14 protein-coding genes, 1 pseudogene and 1 riboswitch are annotated in these 16,346 nt (G+C 71.4%); of the genes and pseudogenes, 9 read left to right on the top strand and 6 right to left on the bottom strand.

Features of this window, described 5'->3' with window-relative positions; all coding sequences use genetic code 11:
• From ACFYT4_RS21075 to ACFYT4_RS21055, 5 genes are all read left to right on the top strand, one after another.
• A partial coding sequence (locus tag ACFYT4_RS21075; RefSeq protein ID WP_389270895.1) for a flavodoxin-dependent (E)-4-hydroxy-3-methylbut-2-enyl-diphosphate synthase occupies positions 1-270 on the top strand: 270 nt, incomplete at its 5' end.
• Between the two features lie 29 nt (positions 271-299).
• Positions 300-2,174: a 1-deoxy-D-xylulose-5-phosphate synthase gene (dxs, locus tag ACFYT4_RS21070; protein ID WP_389270892.1), complete on the top strand. Its 1,875-nt coding sequence runs from the start codon at positions 300-302 to the stop codon at positions 2,172-2,174.
• 3 nt (positions 2,175-2,177) lie between these two features.
• On the top strand, positions 2,178-3,602 hold the full coding sequence (locus ACFYT4_RS21065) for an aspartate aminotransferase family protein (RefSeq protein ID WP_389270889.1): 1,425 nt from the start codon (positions 2,178-2,180) through the stop codon (positions 3,600-3,602).
• 86 nt (positions 3,603-3,688) lie between these two features.
• A complete protein-coding gene (locus ACFYT4_RS21060; RefSeq protein WP_389270886.1) occupies positions 3,689-4,309 on the top strand; it encodes a helix-turn-helix domain-containing protein in 621 nt (206 codons plus the stop codon).
• Positions 4,310-4,460: 151 nt separating this feature from the next.
• On the top strand, positions 4,461-4,643 hold the full coding sequence (locus tag ACFYT4_RS21055) for a DUF6126 family protein (protein ID WP_389270883.1): 183 nt from the start codon (positions 4,461-4,463) through the stop codon (positions 4,641-4,643).
• A gap of 15 nt (positions 4,644-4,658) precedes the next feature.
• On the opposite strand, the gene ACFYT4_RS21050 is transcribed toward ACFYT4_RS21055, so the two are convergent.
• Positions 4,659-5,471 (bottom strand): tyrosine-protein phosphatase, encoded by an 813-nt coding sequence (locus ACFYT4_RS21050; protein ID WP_389270880.1) that lies wholly within the window; start codon positions 5,469-5,471, stop codon positions 4,659-4,661.
• 1,074 nt (positions 5,472-6,545) lie between these two features.
• Positions 6,546-6,700, top strand: a riboswitch (cyclic di-AMP (ydaO/yuaA leader).
• Between the two features lie 4 nt (positions 6,701-6,704).
• Here ACFYT4_RS21050 and ACFYT4_RS21045 point away from each other — a divergent pair.
• Positions 6,705-7,688, top strand: a complete 984-nt coding sequence (locus ACFYT4_RS21045; RefSeq protein WP_389270877.1) for a LysM peptidoglycan-binding domain-containing M23 family metallopeptidase — start codon at positions 6,705-6,707, stop codon at positions 7,686-7,688.
• Positions 7,689-7,851: 163 nt separating this feature from the next.
• Positions 7,852-8,685, top strand: a complete 834-nt coding sequence (locus ACFYT4_RS21040; protein WP_389270874.1) for an SGNH/GDSL hydrolase family protein — start codon at positions 7,852-7,854, stop codon at positions 8,683-8,685.
• A gap of 295 nt (positions 8,686-8,980) precedes the next feature.
• On the opposite strand, the gene ACFYT4_RS21035 is transcribed toward ACFYT4_RS21040, so the two are convergent.
• The 5 genes and pseudogenes from ACFYT4_RS21035 to ACFYT4_RS21015 all read right to left on the bottom strand — a co-directional run bounded on the left by ACFYT4_RS21035 (position 8,981) and on the right by ACFYT4_RS21015 (position 14,538).
• The gene (locus tag ACFYT4_RS21035; protein ID WP_389270871.1) at positions 8,981-9,892 is read right to left on the bottom strand and encodes an STM4011 family radical SAM protein; all 912 of its coding nucleotides are present in this window, start codon (positions 9,890-9,892) and stop codon (positions 8,981-8,983) included.
• A 10-nt stretch (positions 9,893-9,902) separates the two neighbouring features.
• Positions 9,903-11,345 carry an STM4012 family radical SAM protein gene (locus ACFYT4_RS21030; RefSeq protein ID WP_389270868.1) on the bottom strand — a complete coding sequence of 481 codons (1,443 nt, stop codon included), beginning with the start codon at positions 11,343-11,345 and terminating at the stop codon, positions 9,903-9,905.
• Between the two features lie 152 nt (positions 11,346-11,497).
• A pseudogene (locus ACFYT4_RS21025) lies at positions 11,498-12,292 on the bottom strand (STM4013/SEN3800 family hydrolase); the annotation flags it as partial.
• Positions 12,293-12,404: 112 nt separating this feature from the next.
• A complete protein-coding gene (locus ACFYT4_RS21020; RefSeq protein WP_389270865.1) occupies positions 12,405-13,580 on the bottom strand; it encodes an STM4014 family protein in 1,176 nt (391 codons plus the stop codon).
• Positions 13,581-13,584: 4 nt separating this feature from the next.
• On the bottom strand, positions 13,585-14,538 hold the full coding sequence (locus tag ACFYT4_RS21015; RefSeq protein WP_389270862.1) for an STM4015 family protein: 954 nt from the start codon (positions 14,536-14,538) through the stop codon (positions 13,585-13,587).
• A gap of 177 nt (positions 14,539-14,715) precedes the next feature.
• On the opposite strand from ACFYT4_RS21015, the gene ACFYT4_RS21010 reads away from it, so the two are divergent.
• The gene (locus ACFYT4_RS21010; protein ID WP_389270859.1) at positions 14,716-15,042 is read left to right on the top strand and encodes a hypothetical protein; all 327 of its coding nucleotides are present in this window, start codon (positions 14,716-14,718) and stop codon (positions 15,040-15,042) included.
• Positions 15,043-15,217: 175 nt separating this feature from the next.
• A complete protein-coding gene (locus ACFYT4_RS21005) occupies positions 15,218-16,330 on the top strand; it encodes a DUF6745 domain-containing protein (protein ID WP_389270856.1) in 1,113 nt (370 codons plus the stop codon).
• The last annotated feature ends 16 nt before the right edge of the window (positions 16,331-16,346 follow it).

The raw sequence follows: 16,346 nt of genomic DNA, 5'->3' as shown, positions 1-16,346 counted from the left end.
GAGGTGACGGCGGGTCTGGAGGGGATGGAGGTTCCGTTGCGGGTGGCGGTGATGGGGTGTGTGGTGAACGGTCCGGGTGAGGCGCGTGAGGCGGATCTGGGTGTGGCGTCGGGGAATGGGAAGGGTCAGATTTTTGTGAAGGGTGAGGTGATCAAGACGGTGCCGGAGTCGAAGATCGTCGAGACCCTGATCGACGAGGCCATGAAGATCGCCGAACAGATGCAGAAGGACGGGGTGACATCGGGTCCGCCCGCCGTCACCGTGAGCTGAACCGCAGGGCAAGCGAAGGGGGACTGACCGTGACGATTCTGGAGACCATCCGGGGCCCGCGCGACCTCAAGGCGCTGACCGGCCCCGAACTCGGCGAACTCGCCGAGGAGATCAGACAGTTCCTGATCCACGCGGTGGCCAGGACAGGTGGCCATCTGGGCCCCAATCTGGGCGTGGTCGAGCTGACCATCGCCCTGCACCGCGCCTTCGACTCACCCGATGACCGCATCCTGTGGGACACGGGTCACCAGAGCTATGTGCACAAGCTGCTCACCGGCCGCCAGGACTTCTCCAAACTGCGGGGCAAGGGCGGGCTCTCCGGCTATCCGTCCCGTGAGGAGTCCGAGCACGACGTCATCGAGAACTCCCACGCCTCCACCGTCCTCGGCTGGGCCGACGGCATCGCCAAGGCGAACGAGGTCCTGAAGAAGGACGACCACGTCGTCGCGGTCATCGGCGACGGCGCGCTCACGGGCGGTATGGCCTGGGAGGCGCTGAACAACATCGCCGCCGCCAAGGACCGCCCGCTGGTGATCGTCGTCAACGACAACGAGCGCTCCTACGCCCCGACCATCGGCGGTCTCGCCAACCACCTCGCCACCCTGCGCACCACCGACGGCTACGAGCAGTTCCTCGCCTGGGGGAAGGACATCCTCGGCCGTACCCCCGTCGTCGGAAAGCCGCTGTACGAATCCCTCCACGGCGCGAAGAAGGGCTTCAAGGACGCCTTCGCGCCCCAGGGCATGTTCGAGGACCTGGGCCTCAAGTACGTGGGCCCGATCGACGGACACGACACCGCCGCCGTCGAGTCCGCGCTGCGCCGGGCCAAGCGGTTCCACGGCCCCGTCGTGGTCCACTGCCTCACCGAGAAGGGCCGCGGCTATCCGCCCGCCCTCCAGGACGAGGCCGACCGCTTCCACACCGTCGGGGTGATGGACCCGCTGACCTGCGCACCACTGGTCCCGGCGGGCAGCCCCTCGTGGACGGCCGTGTTCGGGGACGAGATCGCCGACATCGGAGCGGAGCGGCCCGACGTCGTCGCCATCACCGCCGCCATGCTGCACCCCGTCGGCCTCACCCGGTTCGCCGAACGCTTCCCCGACCGCGTCTGGGACGTCGGCATCGCCGAGCAGCACGCCGCGGTCTGTGCCGCCGGGCTCGCCACCGCCGGACTCCATCCGGTCGTCGCCGTCTACGCGACCTTCCTCAACCGTGCCTTCGACCAGCTGCTGATGGATGTCGCCCTCCACGGGTGCGGAGTGACCTTCGTCCTGGACCGCGCGGGCGTCACCGGCACCGACGGCGCCTCCCACAACGGCATGTGGGATATGTCGATCCTCCAGGTCGTCCCCGGGCTGCGCATCGCCGCACCGCGCGACGCCGAGCGGCTGCGCGAGGAACTGCGGGAAGCGGTCGACGTCGACGACGCGCCGACCGTGCTGCGCTTCCCCAAGGAGTCCGTGGGGCCGCCGATCGACGCCGTCGGCCGGATCGGCGGGATGGACGTCCTGCACCGCACCCCCGACCCCGAGGTCCTGCTGGTGTCGGTCGGCGCGCTGGCGCCGGTCTGCCTCCAGACCGCGGGTCTCCTGGAGGCGCGCGGAATCCGCTGCACCGTCGTCGACCCCCGCTGGGTCAAACCGGTCGACGAACAGCTTCCGCCGCTCGCCGCCCACCACCGTCTGGTCGCGGTGGTCGAGGACAACAGCCGTAACGGAGGCGTCGGTTCGGCCGTCGCCCTCGCCCTGCGCGACGCGGGCGTCGATGTGCCGCTGCGGACGTTCGGCATCCCCGAGCAGTTCCTCGCGCACGCCAAACGCGGTGAGGTGCTCGCCGACATCGGTCTCACCCCGGTGGAGATCGCGGGACGGATCAGTGCCGCCATGGCAGCCAAGGAGAACTGAGGAATGACCGAGCCGCCCCCGGACCCGTCGGGGAACCAGGAACCGCAGAAGGGCTTCGATCTGGCGGGACTGCTCGCCGCGCGCGGGGCCGAGCGCTATGAGCTGCACGCCCGGTATCTGAACCACCAGCTGCCGCGCATGCTGCACACGATCGGCTTCGACAAGGTCTACGAGCGGGCCGAGGGCGCCTACTTCTGGGACGCGGACGGCAACGATCATCTCGACATGCTCGCGGGCTTCGGGGTGATGGGCCTGGGCCGGCACCACCCCGTCGTACGCAAGGCGCTGCACGATGTCCTCGACGCCTCACTCGCCGACCTCACCCGCTTCGACTGCCAGCCCCTGCCGGGGCTGCTCGCGGAGAAGCTGCTCGCGTACAGCCCGCACCTCGACCGGGTGTTCTTCGGCAACAGCGGTACGGAAGCCGTCGAGACCGCGCTGAAGTTCGCCCGGTACGCCACCGGCAGGCCGAGGGTCCTCTACTGCGACCACGCCTTCCACGGCCTGACCACCGGATCGCTCTCCGTCAACGGCGAGCAGGGCTTCCGGGACGGGTTCGCCCCGCTGCTGCCCGACACCGCCATCGCCCTCGGCGATCTCGCGGCCCTGGAGCGGGAGCTGGGGCGCGGTGATGTGGCGGCCCTGGTGGTGGAGCCGATCCAGGGCAAGGGCGTCCACGAGTCCCCACCCGGCTTTCTGCGCGCCGCCCAGGAACTGCTGCACCGCCACAAGGCCCTGCTGATCGCCGACGAGGTGCAGACCGGCCTCGGCAGGACCGGTGACTTCTACGCGTACCAGCACGAGGACGGCGTGGAACCCGACCTGGTCTGTGTGGCGAAGGCACTGTCGGGCGGCTATGTGCCCGTGGGGGCGACCCTCGGCAGGGACTGGATCTTCAAGAAGGTCTACTCGTCCATGGACCGGGTCCTCGTCCACTCGGCGAGCTTCGGCTCCAACGCCCAGGCGATGGCCGCCGGGCTCGCGGTGCTCTCCGTGATCGAGGACGAACAGATCGTCGCCGGCGCCCGGGCGACGGGCGAGCTGCTGCGCGCCCGGCTGGCCGCACTCGTCGACCGCTACGAGTTCCTCCGCGAGGTACGGGGGCGCGGCCTGATGATCGGCATCGAGTTCGGGCGGCCCGAATCGCTCCGGCTGCGGAGCCGGTGGGCCATGCTCCAGGCCGCCCGGAAGGGACTCTTCGCGCAGATGGTCGTGGTGCCGCTGCTGGAGAAGCACCGGATCCTCACCCAGGTCTCCGGCGACCATCTGGAAGTGATCAAGCTGATTCCGCCGCTGACGATCGGTGAGCGCGAGGTGGACCGGTTCGTCTCCGCCTTCACCGCGGTCATGGACGACGCCCACGCCGGTGGCGGACTGATGTGGGACTTCGGCAGGACGCTGGTCAAACAGGCCGTCGCTCACCGCTGAGGGACCGCTGGACGGATTGCGTCCGCAAAAATTGCCTCTGGGGTAAGAAATTTGCCTCAGGGGCATTTTCCTGGCGCAATGGTCTTATGCAGAGTCCTCCCGGGGGCCACCCCCCGGACCCCCGTTCTCCTGCCGGAGAAGCGCCCGTGGAGCTGCCCGACGTGGCGCCCCGGCTGCGCGATCTGCGCCGCCGCCGCGGCCTCACGCTGGAAGCCGCCGCACTGCGCGCCGGTCTTTCACCCGCGCATCTCTCCCGGCTGGAGACCGGACGCCGGCAGCCGTCGCTGCCGATGCTGCTCAGTCTCGCCAGGATCTACGGTACGACAGTCGCCGAGCTGCTGGGCGAGCTGGCACCCGAGCACGACCCCGTGATCCGGGCCGGCAGCCGTGAGCCCTCCGAGGCGGACGGCTGGACCTACCACCAGGTCGGCGGCCCCGGCCGGGCCATGCAGGCGCTCCGGCTGATCGTCCCGTACGGCGCCCAGGGCGATCTCGTCCGGGTCCACCCCGGTGAGGAATGGCTCCACGTCCTCGACGGAAGGATCCGGCTCAGCCTGGGGGAGGCCGTGCACGAGCTCGGTCCCGGGGACAGCGCGCACTACGACTCGCTCACCCCGCACCGCATCGCGGCGGCCACGCGCGACGGCGCCGAGATGCTGTTCGTCCACACCCTGATCCAGAGCCCCGACATCCATCCGCACTTCTGACCCCGGCCCCGTCCCCATGTCCGGCCCCGCCCGCGCCGCCGGGGGAACCGTGTCCGCCGCACGGTTCCCCCGGCCGGCCGGGGGAGGTCCGGGCGCGGGCCGTCCGCCGTATCCCACAGCCGCAGACCGACGAAGGAAAGAGAGGCCGACGATGTCGGAGACACCCGCCGTATCCGAAGGATCCGCCCTGCCCGAGCAGCAGGGACAGACAGCCGCCGGGAAGGAGAACGGAAGGTTCCCCCGGGGAATCTGGGTCCGTCTCTTCGCCTATCTGATCGCGGGCCACGTGTTCGCCGGATTCCTCTACCTGCTGTTCGAGGTCGGCTCCAAGTAGCGGTCCCCCCCCGCCTCACCCCTCGTCGAGGAGGCGCGCCCGCAGCCGCTCGCGCGTCTCGGGGCCCACCCGCAGCCCGTCGGTGAGATACCGCTCGGTGGTGCCCCAGGTCGCCTCGATCGCGTCGAAGGCGGAGTGCAGATACTCCCGGCGCGCGTCGAAGAGAGGGCTCAGCAGCTCCATCACCTCGGGCGACATCCCGGCCGGGGAGTTGTCCTCGCGCCGGACGAGATAGCGGCGGTGAGGATCGTTGGACTTCAGATAGTCCGCCTCGATCGCCTCCCGCTCCACGCCGACCGCGAGCAGCGAGACGGCGATGGACAGCCCCGCGCGGTCCTTGCCCGCGGCGCAGTGCATCAGCGCCGGCACACTGTCCTCGGCCAGCGCGTGCAGAATCCGGCTGTGCTCGCCGGTGCGCTGCGTGATGATCACGCGGTACGACGCGGACATCCGGTCGGCCGCCTTCCCGTCCGCCAGGATCGACCGCAGCTGGCCGAGATCGCCCCTGCGGACCATCTTCCAGAACTCCGCGCCGTCGGCCGGATCGCTGAGCGGCAGATTCAGATTCCGTACACCCGGCAGTGCCACGTCCGGGCCCTCCAGCCGCATGTCGGCGGCATTGCGGAAGTCGAAGATCGTGTGCAGACCCAGCCCGGCGAGGAAGGACGCGTCGCTCTCCGTCGCGTGGGCGAGATGACCGCTGCGGAAGAGCCGTCCGTGCCGCACCGTCCTGCCGTCCACGGTCGGCAGCCCGCCCACATCGCGGAAATTGCGTACTCCGGTCAGTTCCGGCTCGGTCGGCGGGACCAGCGGCAGCTGCTGCGTCACGAAGGCTCCTGAGGGTCACTGCCGTCGGCGCCGCTCGCCGACTGTGGCGTGTTCTCGACGATACGACATCGATTCCTCGGGAAATCACCTTGTCCTTTCCCGGTGAGGCCGTCGCCGGGTGGCTCGCCTTCTGATGATTTATGTGTGATTTTGCTCTATTTTGTTGGCTGCCGTGCCCATGGGGAGCTGTATGAGGTCGGGGTGACGGGGTGGGCGGGCCTGCCGGAGGTGATGGGGAGGTGGTCACGGGCCCGTCCGAGCCGGCACTCCGGCGGGTGTCGCGGTGGCCGCCGGATGACCGTGCCGTCGTCGGCCGGTCAGAGGGCGGGTCGCGGCGGGGTCCGGGGCGTGTGGGTCCGGAGTGGCGGTGGACGCCCTCTCCCGAGCCCGGAGGTCTTCCCGGAATGCCCGTGGCCGGCTCATGTCCGAAGTGCCCGTACCGCCATGGGAGTTCGGATCACAGGCCGGACCGGGAGCTCCGGAAGCGGGTGAAAGGCCCCCCCGATCGGCTTCTCCGCCGGATGCGACATTGCCTTCATGTGCTTTTACGTATACGCCGGATGGCTCGGTGCCGGAAGCGTTCGCGGCGATCGCATGCGACGCCTCGACCGGAACCCGGGTCGCGACCGTCGGCGCGGTCGGAACTTCTGCGGGCGCGTTCCCCGGGCAGGGGTGGGTCATATTGTCTCGGTGAACGGCAAATGACTCGACGTCGACGATATCGCCCGAAAAGTGATGGGAAGTTGAACTGCCCGGTGCGGTATGCGTGACCTATAGGGCCTTCTGGTCTTTCTGTCCTAATTGAACCCTTAGGTATAACGTGCCCTGTCTCTAGGGGAGATGGTTCCCGCTCGTGAGCAGGATCATATTCGTGACGGTGTGTGGCCGTGCCGGAAAGAGGAATTCGGCCGCCCACCGGGAGTTGGCGGAGCCGGGTCGACGGAGGGTGACCGGGTATTCGTCGCCGGAAAGATCCGGGTCACCGATCGGGAAAAGGTCGGCTTGTTCCCCTCGGCGCGACCGGTCTACGGTCACGGCAGTTCGGACGGAACGCCTAGTCCTGCCGCCGTCCGGAATTCCCACCCACCCACGCGTGGCAGGAGCGGGGGACCCAGGTAGTACGCCGATTCCGGAGTTCCGGACGGCTTGGGGTGAAGTCGCGCTGCCGCGCGGCCGGGCATCTCCAGCCCTAACCCGACAGCTCACCTCGCAGGCGCCGGAGAGGAATGCGTCATGCCCAAAAAGGGTAAGCACCGCCGTATTACGTCCAGCCCCCTCACCCGTGGCTTCGTCGCCGCGGGTACGGGTGGCGCGGCCATCGCCCTTCCGCTGATGGGCGCGAGCGGCGCCCACGCGGCGGAGCAGTCGGCTCCCGTCACGGCCGCCTCGGCGGCCGTCCCCGCCCAGGCGGCCGCCGTCCCGGCGGCCCAGCAGCCCGCCGCCCCGGTGACCTACCGCGTCGTGGCGGGCGACTATCTGTCCAAGATCGCCGCGGACCACCACCTCAGCGGCGGCTGGCAGAAGCTCTACGCCGACAACCGCGAAGCCGTCGGCGACAACCCCTCGCTGATCCACCCCGGCCTGGAGCTGACGCTCGGCGCCAAGGCCAAGGCCAAGGGCGACGCCCCGGCCAAGGCCGAGACCCGCTCGGAGCCCCGCGCCTCGCGGGACGACGCCCGTGAGAGCGCCCCCGCCCCGGCCGCGCGGACGGAGGCCGCCCCCGACACCTCCGCGTCGGCGGGCTCGGTCGAGGCCACCGGCGACGACGCCGCGCAGAGTGCCCCCGAGCAGAGCGCTCCGCAGGCCGGCGGCGGCTACACCGCCCCGGTCGCGTCCGCCAACATCAGCACCCCGTACCGCGCTTCGGGCTCCATGTGGTCCAGCGGCTACCACACCGGTGTCGACTTCACGGCCTCCACCGGCACCAGCATCCGGTCCGTCGGCCCCGGCACCGTCGTCTCCGCCGGCTGGAGCGGCTCGTACGGCAACGAGGTCGTCATCAAGCACACCGACGGCACCTACTCCCAGTACGCCCACCTCTCCTCGCTCTCCGTCTCCTCGGGCCAGAGCGTGAGCGGCGGACAGCAGATCGGGCTCGCCGGCTCCACCGGCAACTCCACCGGTCCGCACCTGCACTTCGAGGTGCGCACCGGCCCCGGCTACGGCTCGGACATCGACCCGGTGGCGTATCTGCGCCAGCACGGTGTCTCTCTCTGACGCAACGCACAACGGCCCGTATCCCCTCGTACCGCCCCGCGGCGGCACGGGGGGATACGTCGTATTCCCGGTCCGGCGAACGGTTTCGGTGGGATGGATCACCACCCGTCAACCCTTCCCTACGGTCGCGTAAGTCACATCCGGAAGGGGAGGATGGGCCCTTGTGGGAGACGATTCGAGAAGAGAGAAAGAGAACAGGAACGGATACGGGTCGTACGCGGCGATCGGTGACAGCTTCACCGAGGGCGTGGGGGACCCCGGACCCGACGGGACCTACATCGGGTGGGCGGACCGGCTCGCGGTGCTGCTGGGCGAGCGCATGCCGGAACCCACCTTCCGCTACGCCAATCTCGCGGTACGCGGCCGGCTCCTCGACCAGATCGTCGACGAACAGGTGCCGAGGGCGAAAGAGCTCGCCCCGGATCTGGTGTCGTTCTGCGCCGGGGGCAATGACATCATCCGGCCCGGCACCGACCCCGACGATGTTGCCGAGCGCTTCGAACGTGCGGTCGCCGATCTCACCCGGGCCGTCGGCACGGTCATGGTGACCACCGGGTTCGACACCCGTGGAGTGCCCGTGCTGCGCCGGCTGCGCGGCAAGGTCGCGACGTACACCGCACATGTACGGGCCATCGCCGACCGTTACGACTGTCCGGTGCTCGACCTCTGGTCGCTCAAGTCGGTGCAGGACAGGCGTGCCTGGGATCCCGACCGGCTGCATCTGTCCCCCGAGGGACACTCCCGGGTCGCCCTGCGCGCCGCCCAGGTGCTGGGACTCGACGTGCCGTCCGACCCCGACGAGGAGTGGCCTCCGGTTCCCGTCAGGGGCGCGCTGGAGGTCCGGCGCGACGACCTCCAGTGGGCGCGGGAGTATCTGGCCCCGTGGATCGGGCGCCGCCTGCGCGGCGAGAGCTCGGGCGACCATGTCGCGGCCAAACGCCCCCACCTGCTGCCCCTGCGCGGGAGCGCGGAACCGACGGGGTGCCGGGGACGCTGAGGGCTGTCCCGCAACGGGCGGGGGCGGGGTCCGCTCACTCGTGAGCGGCTCGGGACGGCCTCCGCACCGGGAAGCCGCCCGCGCGGGGCGACCGTCAGGAACGGCGGGACCGCGTGCGCCGTGCGGCGCGACCTCGCGCGGGCCGTCGCGGTCCGGCACGACGGCGCCACCGGACACGTTTCCCCCGGTTGTCGACCGCCCGTGATCACGGGGCCGCGCCGGGCCGATCTGTACGGGGCACCCGTGTCAACGCCGACACGGCGGTGTACGGGTGCGGCCGGCGGTGTGCCTCCGGTCAGGACGGTGGCCGGGGGAGGGCCCGAGCCGTCGCGGGCCGGGTGGAGCCTGACGGCACAGTCCGAGGGCGGGTGGCGGGAACGCGTTCCAGGACGCCGCCCGCGAACACGTCGTACAGCGGAAGCGATTCCAGGTGCACATAGCCGATGTGGCAGTCGCAGACGGCGAGCGGGCAGGCGCGCGGGCGGAGTGCGGTCCGATACGAGCCGTCGTACAGGTTTCCCAGTTCGGCGGGGACGAAGTGGCAGCGGCGCACGGTCCCGTCGCCGTCCACCGACACGACCGACTCGCCCGTCCGGCAGGGGAGCCCGGTCGAGCGGTGCGGATGGCGGCTGTACGGGAAAAGGGGATCGAGCCCGGTCCACTCGGCGGCTTCCGCGTCCGTGTAGTGATGGCCCTCCGCCGCGTTCACCCAGAGGTAGACATGAGGAGGAAGGGCGGCGCGGAGCCGGCGGGCGTGCTCCAGATGCCCGGGCAGGCCGACCACTCCGACGCTGAAGCGGATTCCGAGCCGGGTCAGCTCGCGGCACTTGCCGAGGAACCTCTCGTAGGGAGTCTGCCCGGGGTGGTAGGTGCACCAGAGCGCGAGCGTCGCGGGATCGGCGTCCGCGAGCCAGTCCGTGCGGCAGCTCAGATTGGTCTGGATCGCCACCCGCCGCACCTGCGGCAGCCGGGACATTTCGACCAGGGTGCGGCGGTACCAGGAGCGGACCAGGCCCTCGCCCCAGGGGGTGAACAGCACCGAGAGCCGGTCGTCGGTCCCCGCCGACACCCATGCGGCGAACCGCTCCAGGGCCGCCCGGTCCGCGCGCAGCTGTGCGGGGGAGTCGCGCCGCTTGGCGAACGGACAGTACGGACAGTCGTAGTCGCAGGAGGCCAGCGGCCCCCGGTACAGAACGGTCAGATCCACGGTGCCGTCCTCACTTCGGCTCGTACGCGGCCATCGCGGCCCGCACGGCGGGGGAGAACAACTCCGGTCCCAGCGCGTCCGAGTACGCCAGCCCCTCGGCGCTGAGCCTCAGCATGCCGGGCGGTGCGCCCGCGTCGAGCCAGCCCAGCGCGGCGAACCGCGCGAGCTCGGGCCCGAAGTCGTCACCGGGGCCGGCGCCGAACCGCTCGCGGTAGCCCGCCGTGTCCATCCCCTCGGCCTGGAGCAGCGACTGGAGCAGATGGCGACGGCGTGCCTCGCCCTCGTCCACCGCGAGCCCGACCTCGGCGTGGCCGAAGTCCTCGGTCTGGGTGTAGGTGTCGATGATGGTGCGTATCCCGGGCATCCGGACGGCGTAGTCGAAGGAGTAGTGGAGGCGCGAGGTGTAGGAGCGGGCGCCGCAGCCGAGGCCGATCATGCCGTCGGTCTGACAGGCGTAGTCGTCGGCGCCACCGGGTCCCGCGACCGCCGACCCTCCGGTCCCGGCGACCGGCCCAGTGGTACCCGCGACCGGGGCGCCGCTCGTCGCGACCGTGCCGTCCGCACCGCCGATGCCGGTGTCCCCGATGGTACGGCGGCGGAACATCCGCATCGACACCTGCTCGTAGCCTTGGGCCAGCAGATGGTCGCGCCCCAGGCGGTACAGCCGCAGCCGCATGGCGTCCCAGGCCGCGTCACTGTCCGGTCCGGTCCGGCCGAGACCCGTCAGCGGCCGGATGTAGAGCGGGTAGAGATACAGCTCCTCTGGCTCCCAGGCCAGCGCGGCGTCCAGGGAGTACCGCCAGCTCTGTGGGGTCTGACCGTCGATCCCGTAGATCAGGTCGATGTTCAGGACGGGGATCCTCGCCGCGCGGATGCGGTCGAGGGCCGAGTCGACCTCGGACCGCCGCTGAGGGCGGACCGCCGCCTTGGCCTCGTCACCGACGAAGCTCTGCACACCGATGCTGATCCGGGTGGTGCCGCGCTCGGCGAGCACCGCGAGCCGGTCCGCCGTCGCGGTGGACGGCGAGGTCTCGACGGAGAGCGGGACGGCCGTGAGATCGGCGCCCATCCGCTTCTCGGCGATGTCGCAGAGCCGGTCGAGTTCGTCGGCCGTCAGAAAGGTGGGTGTGCCGCCGCCGAAGGCCGCCGCGGCGAAGCGCACCGGTTCGCCGTCGCCGAGCGCGTCCCGTACCGCCGTCGCCTGCCGGTCGAGCGCGTCGAGATAGCGGGTGGTCAGCTCCCCGGGCGCGCCGATCCTGGTGAAGAGATTGCAGAAACCGCAGCGGACCTCGCAGAACGGGATGTGCAGATAGAGCGAGAGCGCGTCCTTGGGCTCCGGCGCCCACAGCTCGCGCAGGGCGGGGCGCCCCGGGAGCGGACGGTAGGCCGTCTTGTGCGGGTAGGCGTAGACATAGCTCTGGTACGGGCGCGGGTGGTTCGCTGCGGTGCTCATCGGTGCGCCTCATAGGGCTCGGGTGACACAGGTGGCTGATGCTGCTGGGGCGGTGTGGTCGACGCCGGTGCTTGCTGTGGCTCGGGTGGTGGGGTTGGTCCCTCTGGCCCCTGTTGTTCGGGTGGTGCGGCGGACGCGGGTGTGCCCGCCGCCTCCAGGAAGAAGTGTGCGTACGGGACCGTCCATACGGACTCGTGGCCCAGCCGGTGACCGGTGTAGCCGTCGTCGCCGTACGCGGTGCCGTGGTCGGAGCAGACGATCGCGAAGCAGCGCCGGCGGCTGCGGGCCGCGTCGAACAGCCGCCCGATATGGCGGTCGACGTACTCCAGCGCGGCGGCATGGGTCTCCCGCGAGTCCCCGGCCTCACGGGTCGCGCCCGGGAGATGGAACCAGTTGGGCTGGTGCAGCGAGGGCACATTGACGAACAGGAACAGCCGGCGGTCGCGGGGGAGCGCGGCGACGACCTGTTCGGCGCGGGTCACCTGTGCCTCGAACGACGTGGGGGAGGTGACCCCGAACCCGGGCTCCCAGTGGCTCTCCTGGAACAGGCCCGGCAGTACGGAACCGAGCGCTCCCTGCTTGTTGAAGAAGCCCACCCCGCCGATGCACACCGTGTGGTAGCCCGCCGCCGCGAGACCCGAGACCAGATCGGGGGTGTCGAAGACGAAGGTCCGGCCCGCGGTCGTCTCGCTGCCCGCGAAGCGCGCGGCGAACAGCCTGGGATGGGGGCCCGGCGCGGCGGGCGTCGGCAGAAAGCCCGCGAAGACGGCCTGGTGGGAGGCGTAGGTGAAGCTGCCGGGCGCATGCCGCTTCTGCCAGGCGCCGCCGGGGAGACGGCGGGCGAGGTGAGGGATCCGGCCGGCCGCGGCCAGCTCGGCGGCGACGTCGTACCGCAGGGTGTCCAGCGTGACGAGCAGCAGGTCGTCGCTGCCCACGACCTCGTTCATGTCCGGGTCGTCAGCGGCGCCGGGAACACGCTCGCTCAGGTCCCGGGCATCCCGGTCGTCCCCGGTCTCCCGGTCCCGGTCGTCCCGGCCCGGGGCGGGACGGGTGAAGGTGTCAGGCGTCTGCACGGTGGTTCCCTGTTCTGTGCGGTGCGACGGCGGTGTCCTGCCCCGTGGTTCGTGCGCGTACGGCGTCGATCTGGGCCGCATAGGTGTCCCGGCCCTCCGCAGCACTGCCCGGCAGGCCGGTGAGCCCGGGCAGCAGATCGCCGAAGGCGTTGACCTCGCCGACGGCCAGGCGCCGCCAGCCGGTGCCGGGCAGCAGATCGACGCCCACCCGCAGGGATCCCGGGAAGCAGGCCGCGGCCCGCTCACAGATTCGCGGCACCTCGGCCCAGCCCACGCCCGCCGCGTCGAGCGCGCCGCGCGCCGCGGCCAGATCGCCGCGCGCACCGCCGAGATGGAGATTGGTCATGGGGGAGCGGCTCGTCCTGACGACCGCGTGGGTGGCCCGGCCTGCGGTGACCACGACACGCAGATCGGCTGTCCGTCCGCCCTGGGACGCCTTCGGCAGCCAGCGCTCGATGTGCAGACCGTCCGGGGCGAGGGTGTCCACGATCGACGCCACCTCGCGCTCGGTCGTATAGCGGCGGACCCGCAGCGAGTTGAACAGCCTGCCGTACGCGTCGCGCTCGACCGAGGTGGTCGCCTGCACCCGTCCACGGCTCGCGGTCTCGACGGCGAGCACCCCCGAGGCCGAGGAGCCGTGCGCGAGTTTGACGAACATCCGGCGCAGCCCGGTGGCCTCCTGGATCGCGCGGACGTCGTCCCAGCCGCGCACCACCGGCGCTCCGGCGCCCGACGTCGGTGAATCGGGCACCGGAACCCCGGCCCGGCGCAGCACGTCATGACAGAGCCGCTTGTCGAACAGCACCGCCAGTTCGTCCGGGTCGTCCAGCGGCACCGCCCCTGCCGCGGCGACGGCCGCCGACACCTCCCGTACGGCCGAGGTGAACCTCTCGTACCAGCGAGCCGTCCCCTCGACCCTGGCCGGATCGCCGACGCCCCGCAGCTCCCGGTCGACCTCGGGGTCCTCGCCCGGGGAGTCGAGGCGCACCCGCTCACCGGGACGGAACTCCGCCCGGCCCCGCAGCACCTCGATCCAGGGGACCACGCGCACGGCGGGCAGCCCGGCCGCGCGGGCGGCGTCCTGGAAGAGGGTGACGCGGCGGTTGGCCGGAATGCCGACCACCGCGAGTCCGGGGCCGGTGGAGGAGCGCGTCCCGGTCATGGCGTCACTCCGCCACGGCGGTGTAGCGGTGGTCCCACTCGTCGTCCGGGTCCCTCTCGCCGAGCTGCTCGTCGAGGTCGAGCTCCACGTCCGTCCCCTTGAAGGCGGCCGTCAGCCGCTCCACCATCGGCTCGCCCATGAAGTGGTGGTGCAGGTCCAGCTTCCGCAGATGCGTCAGCGGCTGCCCGTTCAGCAGTGCCTCGGCGCCCTCGTCGCTCAGGGTGCCCATCGACAGATCGAGCGTTTCGAGGCGGGCGACGACGGGCGCGCCGGAGACCGCTTCGGCGATCCGGTCCTGGATGTCGCTGTTGCACAGGCCCAGATACGTCAGACCCGGCAGCCGGGTGCCGGTCAGAATCGGCTCCAGGTCGGACACCTCGGCATCGGCGCCGTACCCCGACGAGCCCAGCCAGATGTCCAGATGCTCCAGCGCGGGCAGATCGCTCGCGGCGATACCCCGGACGACCGCGGCACCGAGCCCGCCCGTCTGGACGAGCAGGGAGCGCAGCTTCCCGTGGCGCACGGGCTCGAAGACGAGGCCCTGCCCACCGCGCACCCCGAACTCCTCCAGCTCGGGGAAGGCGTCGAGGAGCGGCGACACGAGCCCCTGGTTGATCCAGGAGATCTCGCACTCGTCGCAGGTGATGTCGCCGATGAACAGGGCCCGCAGCGCGGGCAGCCGGTCACGGGCGGCGGTGATCGCCGATACGACGGGCTCCGGCCCGTTGTCGTACGCGTCGCTCCAGGCACCGACGATCAGTGCCCGCACCCCGGAGGTGTCCACCGCGGCGAGGAAGCGGGCGAAGGCCTCCTCCCACTGCTCGTCGCTGTCGTACGACTCGACGGCGATGCGCCAGGCCACGGACGCCGGGGCGGGCAGCTCGACCGGCTTGCCGGTATCGGGAAAGTCGAACACGGGCAGGTCGCACAGCTCCTGCAGATGGTCCGAGACGGTCATGGGAGGGCTCCTGACACCGGGCGGCGTTGATCGGCTGATTGCCAGAAGTTGTACCAAGCCCCACTGACAACGCCCGCCGCGGGGCCCCGCCGGTCCGGTCGGCGCGGCGTTGTCAGACCCTCCCGTTAGCGTCGATATCAGCTCGGCGCACTCGGTGCCGGCTTCGAGGGGAGAGCTATGTACCGGCAGGGAGACGTGCTGATCGTGCCCGTCGCGGAGGAGTCCGTGCCGTCGCACATCCCGGACGCGCAGGCCGAACCGCGCGACGGCCGGGGGCGGCTGGTCCTCGCGCTCGGCGAGGTCACCGGACACGCCCACGCGGTGACGGGGCCCGGGAGGCTGGTGCGCGAGCCCGGCGCGTTCGGCCCGATGGTCCTCCACCTGCCGGCGGGCGGGCGGGTCGTCCACGAGGAGCACGCGGCCATCGACCTCCCCCGGGGCTGGTACCGGGTCGTGCGCCAGCGTGAGTATCTGCCGGGCGCGGTCCGCCTCGTCGCCGACTGACCGTGCGCCGGATCCGTCCGGTACCCGTACGGCACAGAACATGAGCCGCACACACGGCAGATGCACTGTCTGCGACACCCAGGGCACCTACGAACATCTACCGACACCGATGAGACCGAGCAGGACAACAGCCGCCACGGCCGACGGCCGGGCCGCAGGGGAGACGGGGAATCACATGCAGCACGTGGACAAGTGGCGGGCCGTCGCGGCGGCGACCGGACCGGCGGACCGGGCGGCGGCCGAGGACGGCGTACGCCAGGCCTACCGGACGGCGGGGCTCGCCGAGCCGCGGCGGATCATCTGGGCGGGCTCGCCCCGGGCGGCCGTGCTCGCCGTCCGGACGCTGGGGGAGGAGGCCGGTCCCTCGGTCCGTGAGCAGGTCCGCACCCGCCCCTGGGCTCAGGAGCGCCGACGGGTCCATGACGAACTGGGGCCCGGGGGCTGGACCGAGCTGTGGACCGCGACCGGCGCCCGGCTCTGGGACAGCACCCGGGCGCTCGCCGAGCGGATCAGAAGCGGCGTCGTGGACGATCTGTCGGGCGGCAGGACGCGGGACGAGCCGGGGACGGACGGTGTGTCCGCGACGGCCGCCCGGCTGGGGACGGCCGGTCCGGGCGCGGGGGCGGACGGGGGCCGGCCCGGTGCCGAGGCCGGGATCACGGCGTCGGAGGTCCGCCTCGTCCTGCTCGACGCGGTGCTCGGGCAGCACGACGCCGCCTGGCTCGCCGCCTTCGACGGAAGCAGCGAGCGCCTGGAGGGCCTCGCCCGTGTCGCGGCCCACGCGGGCTGGTGGTGGCCGTACGAGAACGCCGTGGTGATGTGCGAGCGCCCGGTCGAACTGCACCGCGACGAGGCCGGGCGCCTCGACAACGGCGAGGGGCCCGCCCTCGCCTTCCCCGACGGCTTCGCGCTGTACGCCTGGCGCGGTATGCCGGTTCCCGCCGAGTTCCTCAAGGAGCTGTCGTCCCTCACCGCCGAGCGCATACGCAACGAGGAGAACGCGGAACTGCGCCGCGTGATGCTGGAGTTCCACGGTTATGACCGCTACCTCGCCGAGTCCGGTGCGCGGCCCGTGCACCAGGACGAGACCGGCACGCTGTGGCGGATCGGGCTGCCCGACGACGAGGACGTGGTGATGGTCGAGGTGCTCAACTCCACCCCGGAGCCCGACGGCACCCACCGCACGTACTGGCTGCGGGTGCCGCCCGTCACCCGGACCGCGAGGGAGGGAGTGGCCTGGACCTTCGGTCTGGCGGCGGAGACGTACGCACCGCTGCGCCAGACCTGAGCGGTACGGGCCGGGC

Origin of the sequence: Streptomyces sp. NPDC004609 (genome assembly GCF_042873655.1) — a bacterium.
Classification (GTDB): domain Bacteria; phylum Actinomycetota; class Actinomycetes; order Streptomycetales; family Streptomycetaceae; genus Streptomyces.
This window is presented reverse-complemented; position numbering and strand designations above follow the sequence as displayed.

Excerpts from the sequence above, each read along its gene's own strand:
- ACFYT4_RS21005 (WP_389270856.1), top strand. The coding sequence starts at position 15,218 with ATGCAGCACGTGGACAAGTGGCGGGCCGTCGCGGCGGCGACCGGACCG.
- ACFYT4_RS21030 (WP_389270868.1), bottom strand. The coding sequence starts at position 11,345 with ATGAGCACCGCAGCGAACCACCCGCGCCCGTACCAGAGCTATGTCTAC.
- ACFYT4_RS21055 (WP_389270883.1), top strand. The coding sequence starts at position 4,461 with ATGTCGGAGACACCCGCCGTATCCGAAGGATCCGCCCTGCCCGAGCAG.
- ACFYT4_RS21010 (WP_389270859.1), top strand. The coding sequence starts at position 14,716 with ATGTACCGGCAGGGAGACGTGCTGATCGTGCCCGTCGCGGAGGAGTCC.
- ACFYT4_RS21060 (WP_389270886.1), top strand. The coding sequence starts at position 3,689 with ATGCAGAGTCCTCCCGGGGGCCACCCCCCGGACCCCCGTTCTCCTGCC.
- ACFYT4_RS21045 (WP_389270877.1), top strand. The coding sequence starts at position 6,705 with ATGCCCAAAAAGGGTAAGCACCGCCGTATTACGTCCAGCCCCCTCACC.
- ACFYT4_RS21065 (WP_389270889.1), top strand. The coding sequence starts at position 2,178 with ATGACCGAGCCGCCCCCGGACCCGTCGGGGAACCAGGAACCGCAGAAG.
- ACFYT4_RS21015 (WP_389270862.1), bottom strand. The coding sequence starts at position 14,538 with ATGACCGTCTCGGACCATCTGCAGGAGCTGTGCGACCTGCCCGTGTTC.
- ACFYT4_RS21020 (WP_389270865.1), bottom strand. The coding sequence starts at position 13,580 with ATGACCGGGACGCGCTCCTCCACCGGCCCCGGACTCGCGGTGGTCGGC.